Origin of the sequence: Mycolicibacterium aurum (assembly GCF_900637195.1) — a bacterium.
GTDB lineage: Bacteria > Actinomycetota > Actinomycetes > Mycobacteriales > Mycobacteriaceae > Mycobacterium > Mycobacterium aurum.
On the sequence record NZ_LR134356.1, the window covers coordinates 1,911,137 to 1,929,773 of the forward strand.

18 protein-coding genes are annotated in these 18,637 nt (G+C 66.8%); 12 read left to right on the top strand and 6 right to left on the bottom strand.

Going from position 1 to position 18,637, the window contains the following annotated elements:
• Positions 1 to 3: 3 nt before the first annotated feature.
• Positions 4 to 672 (top strand): GntR family transcriptional regulator, encoded by a 669-nt coding sequence (locus EL337_RS09070; RefSeq protein ID WP_048634595.1) that lies wholly within the window; start codon positions 4 to 6, stop codon positions 670 to 672.
• A 59-nt stretch (positions 673 to 731) separates the two neighbouring features.
• Complete coding sequence (locus EL337_RS09075) at positions 732 to 1,916, top strand: CaiB/BaiF CoA transferase family protein (RefSeq protein WP_048634596.1); 1,185 nt, start codon at positions 732 to 734, stop codon at positions 1,914 to 1,916.
• 33 nt (positions 1,917 to 1,949) lie between these two features.
• Here EL337_RS09075 and EL337_RS09080 read toward each other — a convergent pair whose 3' ends face one another.
• Genes EL337_RS09080 through EL337_RS09095 form a run of 4 tightly spaced genes read right to left on the bottom strand, consistent with a single transcriptional unit; the run spans position 1,950 to position 5,830 of the window.
• Entirely contained in the window at positions 1,950 to 3,395 is a 1,446-nt protein-coding gene (locus EL337_RS09080; RefSeq protein WP_048634597.1) for a class I adenylate-forming enzyme family protein, read from the bottom strand.
• Positions 3,395 to 4,186: an enoyl-CoA hydratase/isomerase family protein gene (locus EL337_RS09085; protein WP_048634598.1), complete on the bottom strand. Its 792-nt coding sequence runs from the start codon at positions 4,184 to 4,186 to the stop codon at positions 3,395 to 3,397. The genes EL337_RS09080 and EL337_RS09085 overlap by 1 nt, the downstream gene beginning before the upstream one ends.
• Positions 4,187 to 4,193: 7 nt before the next feature.
• Positions 4,194 to 5,009 (bottom strand): enoyl-CoA hydratase/isomerase family protein, encoded by an 816-nt coding sequence (locus tag EL337_RS09090; protein ID WP_048634599.1) that lies wholly within the window; start codon positions 5,007 to 5,009, stop codon positions 4,194 to 4,196.
• Between the two features lie 14 nt (positions 5,010 to 5,023).
• Positions 5,024 to 5,830, bottom strand: coding sequence for an enoyl-CoA hydratase/isomerase family protein (locus tag EL337_RS09095; protein ID WP_048634600.1), 807 nt, complete (start codon positions 5,828 to 5,830; stop codon positions 5,024 to 5,026).
• A 262-nt stretch (positions 5,831 to 6,092) separates the two neighbouring features.
• On the opposite strand from EL337_RS09095, the gene EL337_RS09100 reads away from it, so the two are divergent.
• Positions 6,093 to 6,992, top strand: coding sequence for an enoyl-CoA hydratase/isomerase family protein (locus EL337_RS09100; RefSeq protein WP_048634601.1), 900 nt, complete (start codon positions 6,093 to 6,095; stop codon positions 6,990 to 6,992).
• 93 nt (positions 6,993 to 7,085) lie between these two features.
• A complete protein-coding gene (locus EL337_RS09105; protein ID WP_048634602.1) occupies positions 7,086 to 8,261 on the top strand; it encodes a thiolase family protein in 1,176 nt (391 codons plus the stop codon).
• Between the two features lie 15 nt (positions 8,262 to 8,276).
• Here EL337_RS09105 and EL337_RS09110 read toward each other — a convergent pair whose 3' ends face one another.
• Entirely contained in the window at positions 8,277 to 9,023 is a 747-nt protein-coding gene (locus tag EL337_RS09110; RefSeq protein WP_048634603.1) for a TetR/AcrR family transcriptional regulator, read from the bottom strand.
• Positions 9,024 to 9,292: 269 nt separating this feature from the next.
• On the opposite strand from EL337_RS09110, the gene EL337_RS09115 reads away from it, so the two are divergent.
• The 8 genes from EL337_RS09115 (at position 9,293) to EL337_RS09150 (ending at position 17,829) form a co-directional block, all read left to right on the top strand.
• Positions 9,293 to 10,054, top strand: coding sequence for a crotonase/enoyl-CoA hydratase family protein (locus EL337_RS09115; RefSeq protein ID WP_048634649.1), 762 nt, complete (start codon positions 9,293 to 9,295; stop codon positions 10,052 to 10,054).
• A gap of 16 nt (positions 10,055 to 10,070) precedes the next feature.
• Entirely contained in the window at positions 10,071 to 10,868 is a 798-nt protein-coding gene (locus EL337_RS09120) for an SDR family NAD(P)-dependent oxidoreductase (protein ID WP_048634604.1), read from the top strand.
• Positions 10,869 to 11,037: 169 nt separating this feature from the next.
• Positions 11,038 to 11,886, top strand: coding sequence for an enoyl-CoA hydratase (locus EL337_RS09125; RefSeq protein WP_048634650.1), 849 nt, complete (start codon positions 11,038 to 11,040; stop codon positions 11,884 to 11,886).
• On the top strand, positions 11,883 to 13,115 hold the full coding sequence (locus EL337_RS09130; RefSeq protein ID WP_048634605.1) for an amidohydrolase family protein: 1,233 nt from the start codon (positions 11,883 to 11,885) through the stop codon (positions 13,113 to 13,115). The genes EL337_RS09125 and EL337_RS09130 overlap by 4 nt, the downstream gene beginning before the upstream one ends.
• A 1-nt stretch (position 13,116) precedes the next feature.
• Positions 13,117 to 14,748 carry an acyl-CoA synthetase gene (locus EL337_RS09135; RefSeq protein ID WP_048634606.1) on the top strand — a complete coding sequence of 544 codons (1,632 nt, stop codon included), beginning with the start codon at positions 13,117 to 13,119 and terminating at the stop codon, positions 14,746 to 14,748.
• A gap of 74 nt (positions 14,749 to 14,822) precedes the next feature.
• Positions 14,823 to 15,587, top strand: coding sequence for an amidohydrolase family protein (locus EL337_RS09140; protein WP_232786895.1), 765 nt, complete (start codon positions 14,823 to 14,825; stop codon positions 15,585 to 15,587).
• Positions 15,588 to 15,589: 2 nt separating this feature from the next.
• Entirely contained in the window at positions 15,590 to 16,630 is a 1,041-nt protein-coding gene (locus EL337_RS09145; RefSeq protein WP_048634608.1) for an acyl-CoA dehydrogenase family protein, read from the top strand.
• A 2-nt stretch (positions 16,631 to 16,632) separates the two neighbouring features.
• A complete protein-coding gene (locus EL337_RS09150) occupies positions 16,633 to 17,829 on the top strand; it encodes an acyl-CoA dehydrogenase family protein (RefSeq protein WP_048634609.1) in 1,197 nt (398 codons plus the stop codon).
• On the opposite strand, the gene EL337_RS09155 is transcribed toward EL337_RS09150, so the two are convergent.
• A complete protein-coding gene (locus tag EL337_RS09155) occupies positions 17,830 to 18,411 on the bottom strand; it encodes a TetR/AcrR family transcriptional regulator (protein WP_083443243.1) in 582 nt (193 codons plus the stop codon).
• Positions 18,412 to 18,637 lie beyond the last annotated feature (226 nt).

Consider the following 18,637-nt stretch of genomic DNA (forward strand, 5'->3'; position numbering starts at 1 on the left):
CCGGTGAGCATTCCCGACTTCGCTGCGCGGCCACAGCTCGCCGAAGACGTGGCACGGTTCGTCCGTCGGCGCATCTTCGAGGGGACCTATCCGGCCGGACAGTACATCCGTCTGGAGCAGCTTGCGGCCGAACTCGGCATCAGCGTAACCCCGGTTCGCGAGGCACTTTTCGGGCTGCGCGCCGAGGGACTGCTGACCCAGCTGCCCCGTCGCGGCTTCGCCGTGCTGCCGATCACGCGACGCGACATCGCCGACGTGTCCGACGTCCAGGCCCACATCGGCGGCGTCCTGGCCAGCCGTGCCGCCGAGCACATCACCGACGAGCAACTCCGGGAACTGGGACGAGTCCAGGACCAACTGGAAGTGGCCTACCGGGACGACGACCCCGAAGCCGCGGTGCGCCTGAACCACGAGTTCCATCGCGGAGTCAACCTGGCGGCGGGGTCGCCGAAGCTGGCACAGCTGATGGGCCAGATCACGAAGTTCGCGCTCGAATCGGTGTATCCCACCGTCGAAGGCTGGCCCGCCCAATCCATGCGCGACCATCGTCTGCTGCTGGCCGCGCTGCAGAGCCGCGACGGTGAAGCCGCCCGCACCGCGATGTCGGAACACCTGTGCGCGGCCGCGCAACCGCTGATCGATCACCTCGCCCGGCGCGGCATCATCGCCTGACCCACGGCGCGTGAATGATACTGTAAGGCTTACAGTCCTATTCTCTGCAAAGGCGGGTCATGGGCGTCCTCGACGGCGTACGGGTACTCGACTACGGCCGGTTCATCGCAGCTCCGTGGTGCTCGGCGCTGTTGGCGGACATGGGCGCCGATGTCATCCGCGTCGAGAAGCGGGAAGGTGGCGAAGACCGCTGGGTGCAGTCGGTCACCCCCAGCGGGGAAGGCGGCACCTACCTGCAGTGCAACCGCAACAAGCGCTCGCTCACCCTGGACACCACCACCGATGACGGCAAGGAGATCACCCGGACGCTGGTCGCCGGAGCCGACGTCGTGGTGGCCAACATGCCGGCGGCCGGGATGCAAGCCAACGGACTGGACTACCCGACGCTGCGCGCGGTCAAAGCGGACATCATCCTGGCCAGTGCCACCGCCTACGGCGAAGGCGGCCCGTACAGCGGGCGCATCGGTTTCGACGGGGCGGGCCAGGTGATGTCCGGAGCCGTGTACCGGCAGGGCCTGCCCGAGCTGCCGATCCGGACGGTGGTGCCCTACGCCGACTTCGGCACCGCGCTGACGTTGACGATCGGCGTGATGATGGCCCTCTACCATCGTGATCGCACCGGCGAAGGTCAGCACGTGGAGGGAGCGCTGCTGCCCACCGCGATGATGCTGTCGAACGCCTTCCTCATCGAACGGGACCTTCTCGGGACCGACAAGCCGAGGATGGGGAACCAGGGAACCTCGGTAGCCCCCTGCGATCTGTACCGGACCTCCGACGACGGCTGGGTGCTGCTGCAGGTCGCGGGTCCGTCGATGTTCAAGCGGTGGTGCCTGTTGGTCGGCAGGCCCGAACTGTTCGACGACCCGCGCTTCGCCGACGACGACCTGCGGTGGCGCAACGGCGACGTGCTCAACGAGATCATGGCCCAGTGGTGCGCCGACAAGACCAGGGCGGAAGTGGTGGAGCTACTCGACGCGGCGAAACTCCCTGCCGCACCCATGCATTCGACCCAGGAGGTTCTCGACGATCCCCATGTCCAGGCGATGGGCTACCTGCGGCGCGTCCCGTTTCCGGAGACACCGCGCGGCGTACCCATCATCGAGACACCCTTCCGGTTGTCGGCGACCCCCGGCGAGATCCGGCATCGCGCCCCACTGCTCGGTGAGCACACCGACGAGATCCTCGGCGAGATCGGTTACACGGGCGCCCAGGTCGCGGACCTGCGGGCCCGCGGGGTGGTGTGATCGGGGGACTGCGCCCGCCAGCCTGGGCCGAGCTCATGGCCCGGCGAACAAGAGCCGGACCGCGGTCAGGTCGGGTTTACCCGACGGTGTGCGCGGGATCGAATCAGTGATCAGCAGCTCGGTGGGAATCTCGTAGCGTGCTAAGCGCTGTCGCAGGTAGTCGATCAGCTCGGCCGGTTCGGCGCAGGCATCGGCGCGTAACTCGACAAGGGCGACGGGGGTGTCGCCCAGGCGCGGGTCCGGCGTGCCGAGCACCGCGGCACCCGCCACCGCGGGGTGACTCTCCAGCGCGGTCTTGATGTCGTCGGGCATCACCTTGAATCCGCCACGGATGATCGCCTGATCGGCGCGCCCGAGGATCCAGACGAAGCCGTCGTCGTCGATACGAGCCAGGTCGGTGGTCCGGATCCAGTTCTCGATGTCACCCATCTGTGCCGGGATGACCTCAAGCAGCCCCTGCTGCCCGGGCGGCAGCGGCACTCCGTTCGGGTCGACGACGCGCAGGCGGGCGCCGGGATTGGCACGTCCGACGCTGCCGCGCTTGTCCCGCCAGTATTTCCGATGGTCCTTCAGTGTCCAACCGGCGACACCACCACCGAATTCGGTGGCCGCGTAGGAGGTCAGCACGGGGATGCCGAACTTCTCGGTGAACGCGTCCGCGTCGTCGGCGGACAGTGGTGCGGTTCCCGACGTCACGGCGCGCACGCCGGCGAGGTCCTCGCGGGTCAGCCCGGAGTGGAGCACCATCCGCAGCGCGGCAGGCACGAGCGACACCGCCCGGGGCCGGTGCTCGCGCACCGCGTCGGCCCACTGGGTCAGGTCGAACTTCGCGAGCAGGACGAACGAGCGGGCCTCGGCGACGCACAGCAGGACCCGGAACACCCCGCCGACGTGCACAAGCGGTGAGTTGACGATCGCGACGCCGTGCCTCAGCTCCGTCGGGGCGACGGCGTTCTCCGGTTCGCGGCCGATGACGCTGCGGGCCAGCATGTCGTAGGTCAGATCGACCCGCTTCGGCGGACCGGTGGTGCCGCTGGTCAGCATCCAGACGGCGACGCCGCCGCGTCCGGCGTCCTCGTGGGCCGGGCCGGAGGTGACGGTCGGTGCGTCGTCGAGGTCATCGATCGCCACTGTCGTCGCCGCCGTGTCCGGGGCCAGGGTGGCGAGATCCTCGGCGAGGCCGACGAGGATGGGCAGATGCAGCTCCTCGATATCGGCTCGGGTGCGCTCGTCGCCACGTGACGGGTTGATCACGACGACCGTGCCGCCGCCGGACAACACGCCGAGCAGTGCCGCGACGTGGGCGGGACTGTTGCGCAGCATGATTCCTGCTCTGCCGGTACCCACCAGCGCGCCGATGCGCCGTGCCGCCGCGCCGACCTGGCCCCAGGTGTACCAGCGGCCCTCGAACTGGATCGCCCGCGCCGCCGGGTCCAGGGCCAGGACGTCGTCGATGCGTTGGGAGAGGGGATGGGCCACTAGCGGATCCGAGGACTCTGCTTCGGGCTGTTACGTTCCGCGAGTTCGGCTTTGGCGATCGGGTTGCCCAGCCTGGTGTAGATCAGACCCTGGTCCATCGCGGCCCGGTACGGCTTGTCGAGCGATTCCCAGATGGCCTTGACCGTGCCCTGGGTCGCTGTCGGTGGCTTCGCGGCGATCGTCGTCGCAATCTCGTGTGCCCGCGGCCAGAGGTCCTGCTCGTCGACCACCTCGGTGACCAGTCCGATCCGCAACGCGGTCTGCGCGCCGACGCGCTCGTCGTTGCCCATCAACGCCATCCGGAGTGTGTCGCCGAGTCCCACGCGGCGCATCAGGCCGACCGGCTCCAGGGCCGACACCAGACCCGCGCTGACGTGGGAGTCGAAGAACGTCGCGCCTTGGGCGCAGATCACCACGTCGGCCTCGTTGACGAAGTACAGGGCGCCCGCGGTGCACATGCCCTGCACGGCGCACACCACCGGCTTCCACATCTTCTGCCACTTCGGGCTCAGCAATTCACCCGGATCTTCGTGGTTCCAGACGATTTCCGGCTGGCCGTAGCTGGATCTGACGTCCAGCCCCGCGCTGAAGGCCCGCTCACCCGCGGCACGCAGCACCACCGCGTTGATCAGCTCGTCGGCCTTGATGATCCGCCAGACCGCTTTCATCTCCTCACACATCATGCGGTTGAAGGAGTTCAGTGCTTCCGGCCGGTTGAGCGTCACGGTGGCGACGCGGACATCGTGATCCAGGTCGAGCAGGATGGTCTCGAAGGTCGTGGGTGAGTTCACGGTGCCCCTAACGACACTGCCAGTTCGGCGTGCGCTTCTCCACGAAGGCCAGCGGACCCTCGTGCGCATCGTCGGTGCGGAGAACGCGTTCGCGGAACGTCTCGGCCAGGATCTCGCCCTCCAGCAGCGGCAGGTCGAGGGTTTTGTGGATGGCCAGGCGCGTACCCCGGACGGCGAGTGGGGCATTGGAGTTGACGATGTCGGCGATCTGGTGGGCCCGCTCGAGTAGCCGGTCGTGTTCGACCACCTCGGTGATCATCCCGAGTTCGTAGGCGCGCTCGGCGCTCATCCGCTCGTGCTTGCCCATCAGCGCCATCCGAAGCGCGACCGACCGCGGCAGCGCACGCGCCAACCGCACCATCTCCCGTGCGGCGACCAGCCCGATGCTGACATGCGGATCGAAGAACGTCGCCCTGTCCGACGCGATGACGATGTCACCGGTGGTCACCCAGTCCAGACCGGCCCCGCAGCAGATGCCGTTGACCGCGGCGAGCACAGGCTTGGCCATCCGGCGAAACGGCGGGGTGCCCTCCTGCGGTGCTTCCCACTGGTCGTAGGTGGACAGGTACGGACGTTCGTAGATGACCTTGCCGTCCTCGGGGATCTGCTTGACGTCGGCGCCGCTGCAGAACGCGCGGCCCGTGCCGGTGACGATCATCAGCCAGATGTCGTCGTCACCCTCGGCCTCGTCGTACGCCGCGCGCAGCTCCGTGACCATGTGTGGTGACAGCGCATTGAGCGCCTCGGGCCGGTTCAGTGTGATGGTGGCTGTGTGCCCGTCGGCCTCGTAGGTGATGGTGTCGTAGTTGCTGGGAGCGTTCACGTGCCTTCTTTCGCCTATCTGCCGTCGAAGTCGGGTGCGCGCCGGGCACGGAACGCAGCCAGTCCCTCTTTGAAATCGGTTGTTCGGCAGGCTAATTCAAGGCTTGCCAGCTCGTGGGCCATGGACTGGTCCAGTGTGGCGTGCTGGCCGAAGTTGATCGCCCGCTTGGCCAGGCCGATCGCCACTGTCGGTCCCGATGCCAGTCGCCCCAAGAGTTCGTCGGCGGCTGCGGCGACGTCGTCACGTGCGACCGCCTGGTGGATCAGCCCCCAGTCGGCGGCGTCGGCGCCGCTGACCTTCTCGCCGAGCAGCAGCATGCGCCTGGCCCTGGCGACACCGGCGAGCCGGGGGAGCAGCCACGTCGATCCCGAGTCTGGGCTGAAGCCGCGGTCGATGAAGGGTTCCCACAGCGTGGCGTCGGTGGCGGCAACGGTGAAATCCGAAGCCAGCGCGATATTGCATCCGAGACCCACCGCCCAGCCCGTCACGGTGCAGACCACAGGCAGCGCGATGGTGGCAATCAGGTCGATCACGCGATTGGCCGTGTGCGGAATGCGCCGGGTGAGGTGCCCGGTGCGGGGGCGGCCGCTGCTGCTGTTGGTGGCGATCCAGTCGGCGCCCGCGCAGAAGTGTTCGCCGGCTCCCGCGATGTGGATCGCGCGGAGCTCATCATCGGACGCGGCAGCGGTGAGGATCTCGATCAGATCGTCGACCATGCTGTGGCTCAACGAATTACGCTGAGTAGGCCGATCGAGGATGATGCGCAGGACGGCGCCGTCTCTGATCTGTCGCACCAGGCCTGCGTCCGCATCGTCAGGCACCGGGCACGTCCTTCCCGAGGCTGTCCGAGAGGTATACAGATAACCATACAGTTGGCACTTCAATTACTATTCCGTACAAGTTAGCAAGGAAAGGGCGTCGACGGAACAGTGCCATCGCCACGCATTCGTCAGCCGCAGGAGTCGGTGTTCGCCGAGTTCGGTGTCAGTCCGCCCGCCATGCGCGAAGCGATCCACGTCATCTCCAAACCATCTGCGCGGGCATGTGCGCCGCGCGGGAGCTCGAACTGAAAGGTTGTCCACCATGACCACGACCGAGGACGATCGGGTGCTGTTCGATGCCGACAGGGACACGCGGATCGCCACTATCACGCTGAACAACCCCACGCGGCGTAACTCCTACGACGCGGCGATGCGAAACCTGTTGGCGCGCCGCCTCGACGAAGCGGCCGAAGACGACGACATCACGGTCGTGCTGCTGCGTGGAGCCGAGGGCGTGTTCAGCACCGGCGCAGACATGGACAACGCATACGGCTGGTATGGGCCCGCCGAGCGGAGGGGTGCCGAGACAGCGCCCGCGAAGAGCCGGCCCAGTCAGCGGCGCCGGCTGACGGTGGATCGCAAGTCCTTCAGCTTCTATCACAATCTGATGGGGTTCCCGAAGGTCACCGTCGGCGAGATCGGCGGGTATGCGCTCGGCGGCGGGTTCGAGATGGCGCTGATGACCGACATCTCGGTGATCGCCCGCGACACCAAGATCGGGATGCCCGCTACCCGCTTCCTCGGGCCTGCGCTCGGCAGCCTGCACATGTTCTTCCACCGACTCGGACCGGTGCTGGCCCGGCGGATGCTGCTGACCGGCGACGTCATCGCGGCTGGCGAGCTGGAGCACCTCGGGGTGTTCACCGAGACCTGTGACCCCGGTTCGGTCACAGCCCGCGCACGGTACTGGGCGGAGAAGGCGGCCAAGATGCCTGCCGACGGTGTCGTGATCGCCAAGGAGGCCTTCCGGCTCGTGGAGCAGAGTCAGGCGTATCAGGGGGAGGAGGTGGCGAGCTATCTCTTCCACGCTTATGGCACGAATCTGCAGTTCGCCGACGGCGAGTTCAACTTCGTCAAGACCCGCGCGCAGCACGGCACCAAGGAGGCATTCCGGCTGCGTGACGAGCACTTCTTCGTTCCTGAGCCGACGCGTGAGCCCTGAGTGACCTGGCCCACCTACTGTCGGCACTACACTATCTGCTAGTTTTGTAACGTTCGTCTGCACGCTGTCGCTGCCGAAACCGAGGTCAAGAGCATGCCAACACCCGTCATCGTCGGAGCCGCCCGGACGGCCATCGGCCGCTCGTTCAAAGGAACTCTGGTCAACACCCCGCCCGAGACCCTGATCACCACGGTGCTGCCCGAGGTGGTGCGGCGTTCCGGCATCGACCCCTCCGACATCGACGACATCATCTTCGCCGAATCTCATTACGGTGGAGGCGATCTCGCGCGCTACGCGGCCACCGCGACGGGTCTGGAGCACGTGCCCGGCCAGTCGGTCAACCGGCACTGCGCGGGCAGCCTCACGGCGATCGGCAACGCGTCGGCGCAGATCGGTTCCGGTATGGAGCGCGTGCTGATCGCCGGCGGCGTCCAGTCACTGTCGATGACGCCGCTGACCAACTGGCGGATTCCCGGCCCCGAGCTCAAGTTCGAAGAGCGGTGGATGCCGCCCACGCACGTCGAGACCCCCGACGCGCCGGCGAAGGACATGTCGATCACGGTCGGGTGGAACACCGCGCAGTCGGTCGGCATCACCCGCGAGGAGATGGATGCCTGGGCCGCGCGCTCACACCAGCGCGCCGTCGCCGCCATCGACGCGGGCAAGTTCGTCGACGAGATCGTCCCGTTGAAGGTCGAGCTCCCGGACGGATCGGTGATCGACTTCAGCGTCGATGAGTTCCCCCGTCGCGACACCACCATCGAGAAACTGGCCGGACTGAAGGTCCTGCACCCCGAGATCGAGGGCTTCTCGATCACCGCGGGCAACAGCAGTGGTACTAACGACGCCGCAGCCGGGGTGGCGCTCGTCGAGCGCGACTACGCCACGGCGAACGGCCTCAACGTGATGGGCACCGTCAAGGCGTGGGCGTCCGCCGGGGTCGCGCCGCGCGACTGCGGTCTCGGTGCGTTGAAGGCGATCAGCAAGGTGCTCGACCGCGGCGGCCTCAAGGCATCCGACATCACGCTGTGGGAGATCAACGAGGCGTTCGCGTCGGTGCCCATCGCCGCGTGCAGGGAGTTCGGGCTCGACGAGGAACTCGTGAACTACTCCGGCAGCGGATGCAGTCTCGGACACCCGATCGCGGCGTCGGGCGCTCGCATGGTCACCACTCTGGTCTACGAGCTGGCGCGCCGCGGCGGTGGCATCGGCGTGGCAGCGATGTGCGCCGGCGGCGGCCAGGGCGGCGCCGTCATCGTCGAGGTGTAGAACTCTCGGCGGGAATCAGCGTTTGCGGGCCGTCTTCGCGGGGGCCTTGCGCGCCGGCTTCTTGGCCTGTTCAAGCAGGCTGCCCGCGTGGTCCAGGATGCACTCCAGGCCGAACTCGAAGTTGCGATCGTCGGCGGCGCTGAGGTGATGCCCCTTCTGGATGACCGTGGCCAGCAGCGGCGCGGTCTCGGGGTCGATCGCCATGGTGTCCTCGATGTCGCCGGGCCCGTCGTCGTTGGCCAGGTTCTTCTCGCGTAGTCGGCGCAGCACCACCGAGCCGCGGACATGCACCGACATTGCGGAGTAGGTGTCGAACGCATCCTCCGGCGACAGGCCCGCCTCGACAAGGCTGCCGATTGCCTTCTCCACCTCCTGCACACCCACCTTCGCCGCGCGTGGGCTCAAGGCTGACCGGATGAGGATCAGATCGCACAGGATCGGGTTGCCCATGAACGCTTCTCGCATGGTTCGGGCGTGATTGGCCAGCGTCTCGCGCCAGTCCTTGGCCTCGACATACGGCGTGGCGAACGCGTACTGGCGCAGCGCTCGATCGGTCATCGCGTTGAGCAGATCGTCCTTCTTGCGGAAGTACCAGTAGATGCTGGTGACGCCGACGCCCAGGTGCTTTCCGAGTAGCGGCATGCTCAGGTTGTCGATGCCGACCTGCTCGGCGAGTTCGAACGCTCCCTTGATGATGTCGTCGGGGTTGATCGATCCGCGCTCACGCCGCTGCCGCTTCTCCGCGGTTGCCTGCTTTGCCACTCAAAGCACCTCCATCGTCTCGATGCTGCCGTGGCAGCTCCGCCGGAGCGGGGTGGTCGTCAAGAAGTCACCGGTAGCGAGTACCCTGGCCTGCGCCTTTGCATCCGAGTCGCTGTGTGGCGGTTGACGTGACCCTACCGTTCTGCACGGTCCCGGCCGCCGCCACTGGTCGTTCCTCCATTTACTGTAAGTCCTATAGTAAGCTTCTCGACCGTTAGACCGGCCACATCTCTACCGGCGTGAAGCGTGCACAGGTGAAAGGCGGCGCAGTGTCAGACGAGGTTCTCGTAGAACGTCAGGGACGGGTTCTGGTCATCACCATCAATCGGCCGGAAGCGCGCAACGCGTTCAATCTTGCGGTGGCGCAGGGGCTTGCCGATGCGATGGACGAGCTCGACAACTCGTCGGAGCTGTCGGTGTCTATCGTCACCGGTGCGGGTGGCAACTTCTGCGCGGGGATGGATCTGAAGGCGTTCATGGCGGGTGAGGTTCCCGCGATCGAGGGCCGCGGAATCGGCTTCACCGAGCGGCCGCCCCGCAAGCCCGTGATCGCCGCGGTGGAGGGCTACGCCCTGGCCGGCGGCACTGAGATCGTGCTCGCGACCGATCTGGTGGTCGCCGCCCGCAATGCGAAGTTCGGCATTCCCGAGGTCAAGCGCGGGCTCGTCGCCGCCGGTGGTGGTCTGCTCCGATTGCAGAAGCGGATCCCGTACCAGAAGGCGCTCGAACTGGCTCTGACCGGCGACAGCTTCACCGCCGAGGAGGCCTCGCAGTGGGGTTTCGTCAATGTGCTCACCGAGCCCGGGGAAGCTCTGGCCGGCGCGCTGGCACTCGCCGAGCGCATCACCGCCAACGGCCCCCTCGCCGTGGCGGTGACCAAGGAGGTCATCGTGAAGTCCGCCGGGTGGAGCGAGGACGAGATGTGGAAGAAGCAGGGCGAACTCGTCATGCCGGTCTTCTCGTCCAAGGACGCCATGGAGGGCGCGACGGCCTTCGCCGAGAAGCGCACGCCGAACTGGACGGGAACCTGACCGGACCTGACCGGGGATGGATCTCGGCCTGAGGGACGCCTGCGCCGTCGTCGTCGGCGGTGGACGAGGCATGGGATTTGCGGCCGCACACTGCCTCGCCGATGACGGGGCCCGCATCGCACTGATCGGCCGCACACCGGAGGTACTCGACGGCGCCGCAACGCAGTTGCAGGACCGGGGAAGTCCGGACGCTGTCGGCATCGTCGCCGACACCGCGGACGAGGCTCAGGTTCAGCGGGCTTTCGCCGAGGTGGGCGAGCGCTGGCACGGACGGCTGAACATCCTCGTCAATGCGGTCGGTCCCACGGTGCGCGGCACATTCGACGATCTCACCGATGCCGACTGGCGGCAGGCGATCGACGAGGGCGCAATGGGCATGGTGCGCTGCGTGCGCGCCGCACTGCCGATGTTGCGCGCCGCGGAATGGGCGCGCATCGTCAACTTCTCGGCCCACTCGACGCAGCGCCAGAGCGAGATACTGCCGGCGTACACCGCGGCCAAGGCGATGGTGACCAGCATCTCCAAGAATCTGTCACTGGTGCTGGCCCGGGACGAGATCCTGGTCAACGTCGTCTCGCCCGGCAGCATCGCCACCGAAGCGCTGGTCGGCTGGGCCGCCTCGGTCGGCGTGGACGGCGGTGACCCCTACGCGCTGATGGCCGCCATCGACGAGCACTTCGGCCACCCGGCACACCTGCCACGGGCCGGTCTGCCCACCGAGATCGGTCCCGTCGTCGCGTTTCTGGCGTCGCGGCGCAATTCGTACATGACCGGCGCGAACATCAACGTCGACGGCGGCAGCGACTTCACCTAGCCCGACCGGGAGGCCCGGGGCCGCCGGGGCTGAAGATGGTCGAAGGTGTTGTCCCAAAAGCTGATTCAGGTGTTTCGGCTGGAAAAGTCCGGCCTGGCGCAACGGGTGTGGAACGCCCTACTGATAGGTGTACAGTATGAGCATCTGTCGAACCGAGGAGGTCCACCCGGTGAGCGCTGTCGATCGCGTCGTGGAGCCGGTGAAGGCCGAAGCTGTCCTCTTCGACAAGCGGGACAGCGGGGTCGCTGTCCTGACGCTCAACCGGCCGGAGCGGATGAACGCCTGGGGCGGGGGTCTGGCCGGTGCCTTCTACCGATGCATCGACCGCGCCGAGGCCGACCCCGACGTCCGTGTCATCGTGCTCACCGGCGCCGGCCGCGCGTTCTGCGCCGGCGCCGATATGGGTGACCTGGACACGATCAGCGGGGCAGGGGTGGCGTCCGGCGGTGACACCGATGTGACACAGCTTGTCGGCGAACGGCACCCGTACTTCATCACCCGATTGCACACGCCGGTCATCGCCGCGATCAACGGCGCCTGCGCCGGGATCGGGCTGACCCAGGCGCTGATGTGTGACATCCGGTTCGCCGCGGCAGGAGCCAAATTCACCACCGCGTTCGCCCGCCGCGGCCTGATCGCCGAGTACGGCATCTCGTGGATCCTGCCCCGCATCGTCGGGTGGAGCGCCGCGATGGACCTGCTGCTGAGTGGGCGCACCTTCTACGCAGAAGAAGCGAAGGAACTCGGCCTCGTCACCGACGTCGTCGCGCCCGACGAACTTCTGCCGCGGGCACTGGCCTACGCCGAGGACATGGCGCGCAACTGCGCGCCCAGCTCGCTGTCGGTGATCAAGCGGCAGCTCTATGACGACGCTGTGCGAAACGTCCACGACACCAGCGCCGCAGCGGAGAAACTGATGCACGAGTCGATGCAGCGGCCCGACTTCATCGAAGGCATCACCGCCTTCTTCGAGAAGCGACCGCCCACCTTCCCACCGCTCCAGGAGGAGACGTCATGACCGATCAGCATCAGAACGTGCAGCCCCTGGATTACCGGGCGATCGACGTCGACAACCACTACTACGAGCCGATCGACTCGTGCACGCGGCACCTGCCCAAGGAGTTCAAGCGCCGCGGCGTTCAGATGCTCACCGAAGGCAAGCGCACCTTCGCCGTCATGGGGGGAGTGGTCAACCACTTCATCCCGAACCCGACGTTCGATCCGATCATCGAGCCGGGGTGCCTGGATCTGTTGTTCCGCGGCGAGATCCCCGAGGGCGTGGATCCCGCGTCGCTGATGAAAGTCGATCGCCTGCCCGACCATCCCGAGTACCAGAACCGCGATGCGCGGGTGAAGATTCTGGACAAGCAGAACCTCGAAACCGTGTTCATGCTGCCGACGTTCGCGTGCGGGGTGGAGGAAGCCCTCAAGCACGACGTCGACGCGACCATGGCGACCGTGCACGCCTTCAACCTCTGGCTCGACGAAGACTGGGGGTTCGACCGGCCCGACCACCGGTTCCTGTCGGCGCCCATCATCTCGCTGGCCGACCCGGACAAGGCGAAAGAGGAAGTGGAATTCGTGCTGAGCCGGGGCGCCAAGATCGTGTGCGTGCGGCCCGCGCCCGTACCCGGTGTGGTCAAGCCGCGCTCGCTCGGTGACCCACTGCACGACCCGGTGTGGGCACGGCTGGCCGAGGCCGGCGTTCCGGTGGTCTTCCACCTCTCCGACAGCGGTTACCTCGCGATCGCCGCGCTGTGGGGCGGCAAGGCGACGTTCGAGGGGTTCGGCAAGAAGGACCCCCTCGATCAGGTCCTGCTCGACGACCGAGCGATCCACGACGCGATGGCGTCCATGATCGTCCACCAGGTGTTCACCCGGCATCCCACGCTCAAAGTGGCGAGCATCGAGAACGGCTCGTACTTCGTCTACCGGCTGATCAAGCGGCTGAAGAAGTCGGCCAACACCGCGCCGTACCACTACAAGGAAGATCCGGTCGAGCAGCTCAAGAACAACGTATGGATCGCGCCGTACTACGAAGACGACGTGCAGGTGCTCGCCGACACGATCGGGGTCGACAAGATCCTGTTCGGATCGGACTGGCCCCACGGCGAAGGCCTCGCCGACCCGATGACGTTCACCGCCGACATCCCGCAGTTCCCCCAGTTCAGCTATGAGGACACCCGGAAGGTCATGCGCGACAACGCACTCGAACTGATCGGCGCCCACGTGCTGACGTCGGCCTGAGATGGGCGAGTGGACGATAGGCGGTGTCGTCGACGCCATTGCCGACGTCATCGGAGACCGCACCATGATCATGTGCGGGGACCGGCGGACCACCTATGGGCAGATGGCGCAGCGCACCCGCCGGTTCGCGAACTTCCTCGCGGGCCGAGGGTTCGGTGCACACCGGGAACGCGACGAACTGCAGAACTGGGAGTGCGGCCAGGATCGGGTCGCGCTGATCATGTACAACGACCGCTACCCGGAGCTCGTCGTCGGCTGCCTCAAGGCCCGCACCGTCCCGGTGAACGTCAATCACCACTACACGCCGCGCGAAGTGGCCGAACTGCTCGACTACGTCAAGCCGCGCGCGGTCGTCTACCACGCGTCGCTCGGCGCCAAGTTCGCCGCCGTGCTGCAGACGGCAGGCTGCGAGTTGCTCATCGAGGTCGACGACGGCAGCGACACTGCGAGCCTGCCCGGGTCGGTGGCGCTGGACCACGCTGTGGCAGAGGGGGATCCGGAGCAGCGGATCGAGGGATCGCCGAACGACGTGATCATGTACTGCACCGGAGGCACCACCGGGCGGCCCAAGGGGGTGCTGTGGCGCCAGAGCGATACCTACGTGTCGTCGATGGTGGGCGCCGACCACGAGTCCGCCACCGAGATCCACGACAAGGTGGTCGGCAACACCGGCGCGCCGTGGTTCGCCGTCTCCCCGCTGATGCACGCCGCAGGGCTGTGGACGGTGTTCTCCGGTGCCCTTGCCGGCCTCGCGGTGGTGCTCTACGACGACCGGGCGAAGTTCGATCCGCAGTCGGTGTGGCGGACCGCCGAACGCGAGAAGGTCGGCCTGATGACCATGGTGGGTGACGCCTACGCCGCACCGCTGATCGCCGAACTGCACCGCGCGAACTACGACCTGTCGTCGCTGTACGCCATCGGAACCGGCGGTGCTGCAACGAATCCCAAACACGTGGGCGCATTGCTGGAGAAGCTGCCACAGCTGACGATCATCAACGGCTACGGGTCCTCGGAGACCGGGAACCTGGGGTTCGGGCACAACCAGCGCGGGTCACACCGCGAGACGTTCGACCTGCGCGAGGGTGGCAACCTGGTCTCGGCCGATCTGAGCAGGTTCGTCGCACCAGGCGAGCCCGACGTCGGATGGGTGGTCCGCAAGGGCCGGATCCCGTTGGGGTACTTCGATGATCCGGTCGCGACCCAGAAGACGTTCCCGGTGGTCGGCGGTATCAGGGTGGTGGTCTCAGGGGACCGGGCGTCGCTGGAATCCGACGGCACACTTCGGCTGTTCGGACGCGACTCGCTGGTGGTCAACACCGGCGGCGAGAAGGTCTTCGTGGAAGAGGTCGAGGCCGTGCTGCGTGCCGAGAGCGGCGTCGCCGACGCACTCGTGGTGGGCCGCGACAGCGAGCGCTGGGGCCAGGAGATCGTCGCGCTGGTCCAACCGCAGCCGGATGCGGACGTCGATGCCCGGGCGCTGGCGCGGGCGTGCACCGCCCAGCTGGCACGATTCAAGGTGCCGAAGGAGTTCATCGTCGTGGACAAGGTGCGCAGGCTGGGCAACGGCAAGGCCGACTACCGGTGGGCGAAAAGTCTTGTGACACAGCACGGTGCACTGGCAGGCCAGCCGTGACGCAGCGAGTCAACCGAGTGATCGACTGCCTGGTCAACGTGCACTTCGGCGAGACCGCGAGGCAGCCCGAGTTCATGCTGAAGGTGCGCGACGATTACTTCAAGGGTCCGCAGTCGCTATACGACCAGGTGGAGCTGCCTGCACTGCTCGACGAGATGGCCGAGCACGGTGTCGAGAAGGCGATCCTGATGGACAACCTGGTCAAGCCGTCGGTCACCGCCCGCACGTTCGCCGAGCAACGGCCGGACAAGTTCGCGCTGGCGATCGGCGGCGTCAACCTGTTGCGTCCGGTCCCGGCGCTGAAGGAACTGAGCACGGCTGTGGCAGATCTGCCCATCGCATACGCCGTCGTCGGGCCCAGCTTCTGGGGCGACGGGATGTACCCGCCCAGTGACGCCGTGTACTACCCGCTGTACGCCAAGTGCGCGGAACTGGAACTGCCGCTGTGCATCAACACCGGGCTGCCCGGCCCGCCGATCCCCGGCGAGGTGCAGAACCCGATCCACCTCGACCGGGTGTGCGTCCGCTTCCCCGAACTGAAACTGTGCATGATCCATGGCGCCGATCCGTGGTGGGATGTGGCGATCCGGCTGCTGATCAAATACGCGAATCTGCGCATCATGACCTCGGCGTGGTCACCGAAGCGGCTGCCGGAGAGCCTGCTGCACTACCTGCGGACCCGGGGCAAGGACAAGGTGATCTTCGCTTCCGACTGGCCGGTGCTGAGGCAGAGCAGGGTCGTTCCGGAGGCGCTGGCGCTGGATCTGCCGCCGGATGTGCTGGACAACTACCTGTACAACAACGCGAACGAGTTCTTCTTCGGACAGGGAGGATCCTGACCATGGACCGCTACGAGCTGCGCAGGCTGGACTACAGCCTGTCCGAGGACCACCAGGCCCTGCAGGCGGCGTACAAGGATTTCTTCGGCACCCGCTGCACGATCGACACCGTGCGCGCCGCCGAGGGAACGGGGTTCGACAAGAATTTGTGGGAACGCCTGTGCGCCATGGGTGCGACCACGATGGCGCTGCCGGAGGTGGCCGGTGGGGACGGCGCGACGCTCGTCGACCTGACGCTGGTTGCCGAGGAGATCGGTCGCTCGCTGGCTCCGGTGCCGTGGATCGACCACGTGTGCGCGGCTCGCCTGCTCGGACGCCTGGGGGCGGTCGAACCCGACGTCGTCGGCGGCACCACGCTGGTCGCCCTCGACCCGCAGCAGGGCAGCGTCTCCGGGGTGCGGCTGATTTCCGCCGGGTCGATCGCCGATCACGTCATCGTGCGCGATGGTGACCAACTTGTGCAGCTGACGTTCGCGTCCCGGCCTGCCCGCGTGGACAACATCGGCAAGCTGCCGATGGCCTGGGTCGATCCCGGGGCCGCGGACGACAGGACCGTGCTCGCTGGCGGGGCTGAGGCATTGGCGGAATACCAACGGGCACTAGATGAATGGCGGCTCCTGACCGGGGCCGCACTCGTCGGGCTCGTCGAGGAGACGATGACGATCGCCGCCGAGTTCGCGAAAACCCGCTACACGCTGGGCGTGCCGATCTCGACGTTGCAGGCCATCTCGCACCCGCTGGCCAACATCGCCATCACCGTCCAGGGCGGTCGCAACCTCGCCCGCCGCGCCGCCTGGTTCCTCGACAACGAACCCGACGAGCGCAGAGAGCTGGCGCCCTCGGTCTTCGTGTTCATGGCCGAGGAGGCCGCCAAAGCCGCCACGATGGCGGTGCACGTGCAGGGCGGTCTGGGGGTCTCCGCCGAGGCCGCGGCGACCGCGTATCTCGTGCGGGCGCGGGGATGGGCGATCGCCGGCGGCGATCCGGCGAGCGCCGCCAAGTACATCGCCGCAATCGTCGCCGAGCGTGAAGGGCGGAGCTGACCATGGACTTCTCGCGAGTGCCACTGTCCGATGAGGACCAGAAGTTCCAGGACGAGGCGCGCACCTTCCTGGGTGAACTCGTCACCGAGGACGTGATCCGGCGCGACCGGGAGACCGGCGACAACTTCGACCAGGGCGTCCACCTCGCACTCGGGGCCGCCGGCTACCTGGAACGAGAGTGGAAGGCCGACTCCGCCCGCGCGTTCACGCGCGTTCAGCGGCGGATCTGGGAACTGGAGAAGCGTCGCGCCCACGTGCCGTGGGTGACCTCAGGAACCACGGCGATGATCGCCAAGTCGGTACAGAAGTTCGGGTCACCGGAGCTCAAAGACGAAGTGCTGCCCGGGGTCTACAGCGGGCACGTCCGGTTGTGTCTCGGCTACACCGAGCCCGAGGGCGGGTCGGACGTTGCCACCTGCAAGACCCGTGCCGTGCGTGACGGCGACGAGTGGGTGGTCAACGGTGCGAAGATGTTCACCACGGGGGCGCACAACTGCCAGTACGTCTTCCTCATCACCAACACCGATCCGGCCGCTCCGAAACACAAGAGCCTCACCATGTTCCTGGTTCCGCTCGACTCGCCCGGGGTGGCAATCCAGGGGATCCGCACCGTCGACGGCGACCGCACCAACATCGTCTACTACAGCGACGTCCGGGTCAGCGACCGCTACCGGCTGGGTGAGGTGAACGGCGGCTGGACCGTGGTCCGCGAGCCGCTCAACGCCGAACACGGCGATGTCGCCGCGGCCGACGACGGTTTGGCGGATGTGTCGATCATGATGCATCAGGCGATGTTCATGGCGTCCGCGGTCGACAAGGCCGCTCAGAGATCGACGGTTCCAGATCCCAACGGCCGCATGCTGATCGACGATGCGGCGGTCACCTACCGGTTGGGGCGCAGCGTGGCCCGCCTGGAGGCGTCGCTGTCGGCGCCCAGTATCTTCGGTCGGGTGGCGCTCGCGCAGACCATGCGCGACATCTCACCGGATCTGATGGACATCCTCGGCTCGGCATCGGCGCTGCCGGTGGGCACCGACGGGTCGGCCGACGACGGCGCCGCCGAGTACGTGTACCGATTCGCGCCGCTGGTGGGCATCTATGGCGGCACCCTGGAAGTGTTCCGCAACATGATCGCCCAGTACGTCCTCGGCCTCGGCAGGCCGAACTACTCGCCCGTGGGGGCCAGGAGAGCATCGTGATCAGGGCGTTTCGGCCGGGAATACCGCAACCGGGACCGGGGCACTCTCGAATATCGCTGGGATGAAGAAGTTTCGGAGGTATCGGCGGGCGATCTCTGGGTCCTGAGTGCCCGGAATGATCCCGAGCAGCAACGTGAGTGCCGTCGTGATGATGAAGTGTCCGATGTCTCGGGCAAGTAGCCCCTCGCGGATCTGGTGTCCCGAGTGGCCGGCACGCATCGCGATGACCAACCGCTCGATCTGTTCCGGTAAACCCAGATCGCCGGCAACGAGATAGGCCACGGTGCCGTCGTCGGTCTGTTCGGACAAAGTCTGCAGTAGCGGATCGCTGATCAGCTCGCTCGCCACGATGACGAGGCTCTCGACGAGTAGGTCGGCGAGGTCGCCGTCCCGAGGCAATCGTGCGCCGATCTGGGCTTGGTGTTGCAAAGTCTTCCGATGGACCAACGCCTCGAGCAACGCATTGCGATTCGGGAACTGTTGGTACATTGCCGCGCGCGAATACCCCGCCTCCCGCGCAATGATCTGCATTGTGGAAGATCTGTAGCCCCGCAGTAAAATCGATCGTTCGGCGGCGTCCATCAACGCGGTTTTCGTCTCCTCTGACGTGTTGCCGCCGCCGACCGGCCGCCCACGCGCGCGACGGCCTGGCGGAAGGTCTACAGAGCCGTCTGAGCCCGGCACGCGTTCTCACCCCGGTCGAAAACGGATTGCACGGAATCCACACTATCCCTGCACAGCGCGGCAACGGGCCTTGTCTGTGAGCCCGCCAGCCACTATAAATATACAAACAATAAGCTATGTACAT

Excerpts from the sequence above, each read along its gene's own strand:
- EL337_RS09075 (WP_048634596.1), top strand. The coding sequence starts at position 732 with ATGGGCGTCCTCGACGGCGTACGGGTACTCGACTACGGCCGGTTCATC.
- EL337_RS09100 (WP_048634601.1), top strand. The coding sequence starts at position 6,093 with ATGACCACGACCGAGGACGATCGGGTGCTGTTCGATGCCGACAGGGAC.
- EL337_RS09105 (WP_048634602.1), top strand. The coding sequence starts at position 7,086 with ATGCCAACACCCGTCATCGTCGGAGCCGCCCGGACGGCCATCGGCCGC.
- EL337_RS09120 (WP_048634604.1), top strand. The coding sequence starts at position 10,071 with ATGGATCTCGGCCTGAGGGACGCCTGCGCCGTCGTCGTCGGCGGTGGA.
- EL337_RS09130 (WP_048634605.1), top strand. The coding sequence starts at position 11,883 with ATGACCGATCAGCATCAGAACGTGCAGCCCCTGGATTACCGGGCGATC.
- EL337_RS09135 (WP_048634606.1), top strand. The coding sequence starts at position 13,117 with ATGGGCGAGTGGACGATAGGCGGTGTCGTCGACGCCATTGCCGACGTC.
- EL337_RS09140 (WP_232786895.1), top strand. The coding sequence starts at position 14,823 with ATGCTGAAGGTGCGCGACGATTACTTCAAGGGTCCGCAGTCGCTATAC.
- EL337_RS09145 (WP_048634608.1), top strand. The coding sequence starts at position 15,590 with ATGGACCGCTACGAGCTGCGCAGGCTGGACTACAGCCTGTCCGAGGAC.
- EL337_RS09150 (WP_048634609.1), top strand. The coding sequence starts at position 16,633 with ATGGACTTCTCGCGAGTGCCACTGTCCGATGAGGACCAGAAGTTCCAG.
- EL337_RS09155 (WP_083443243.1), bottom strand. The coding sequence starts at position 18,411 with ATGGACGCCGCCGAACGATCGATTTTACTGCGGGGCTACAGATCTTCC.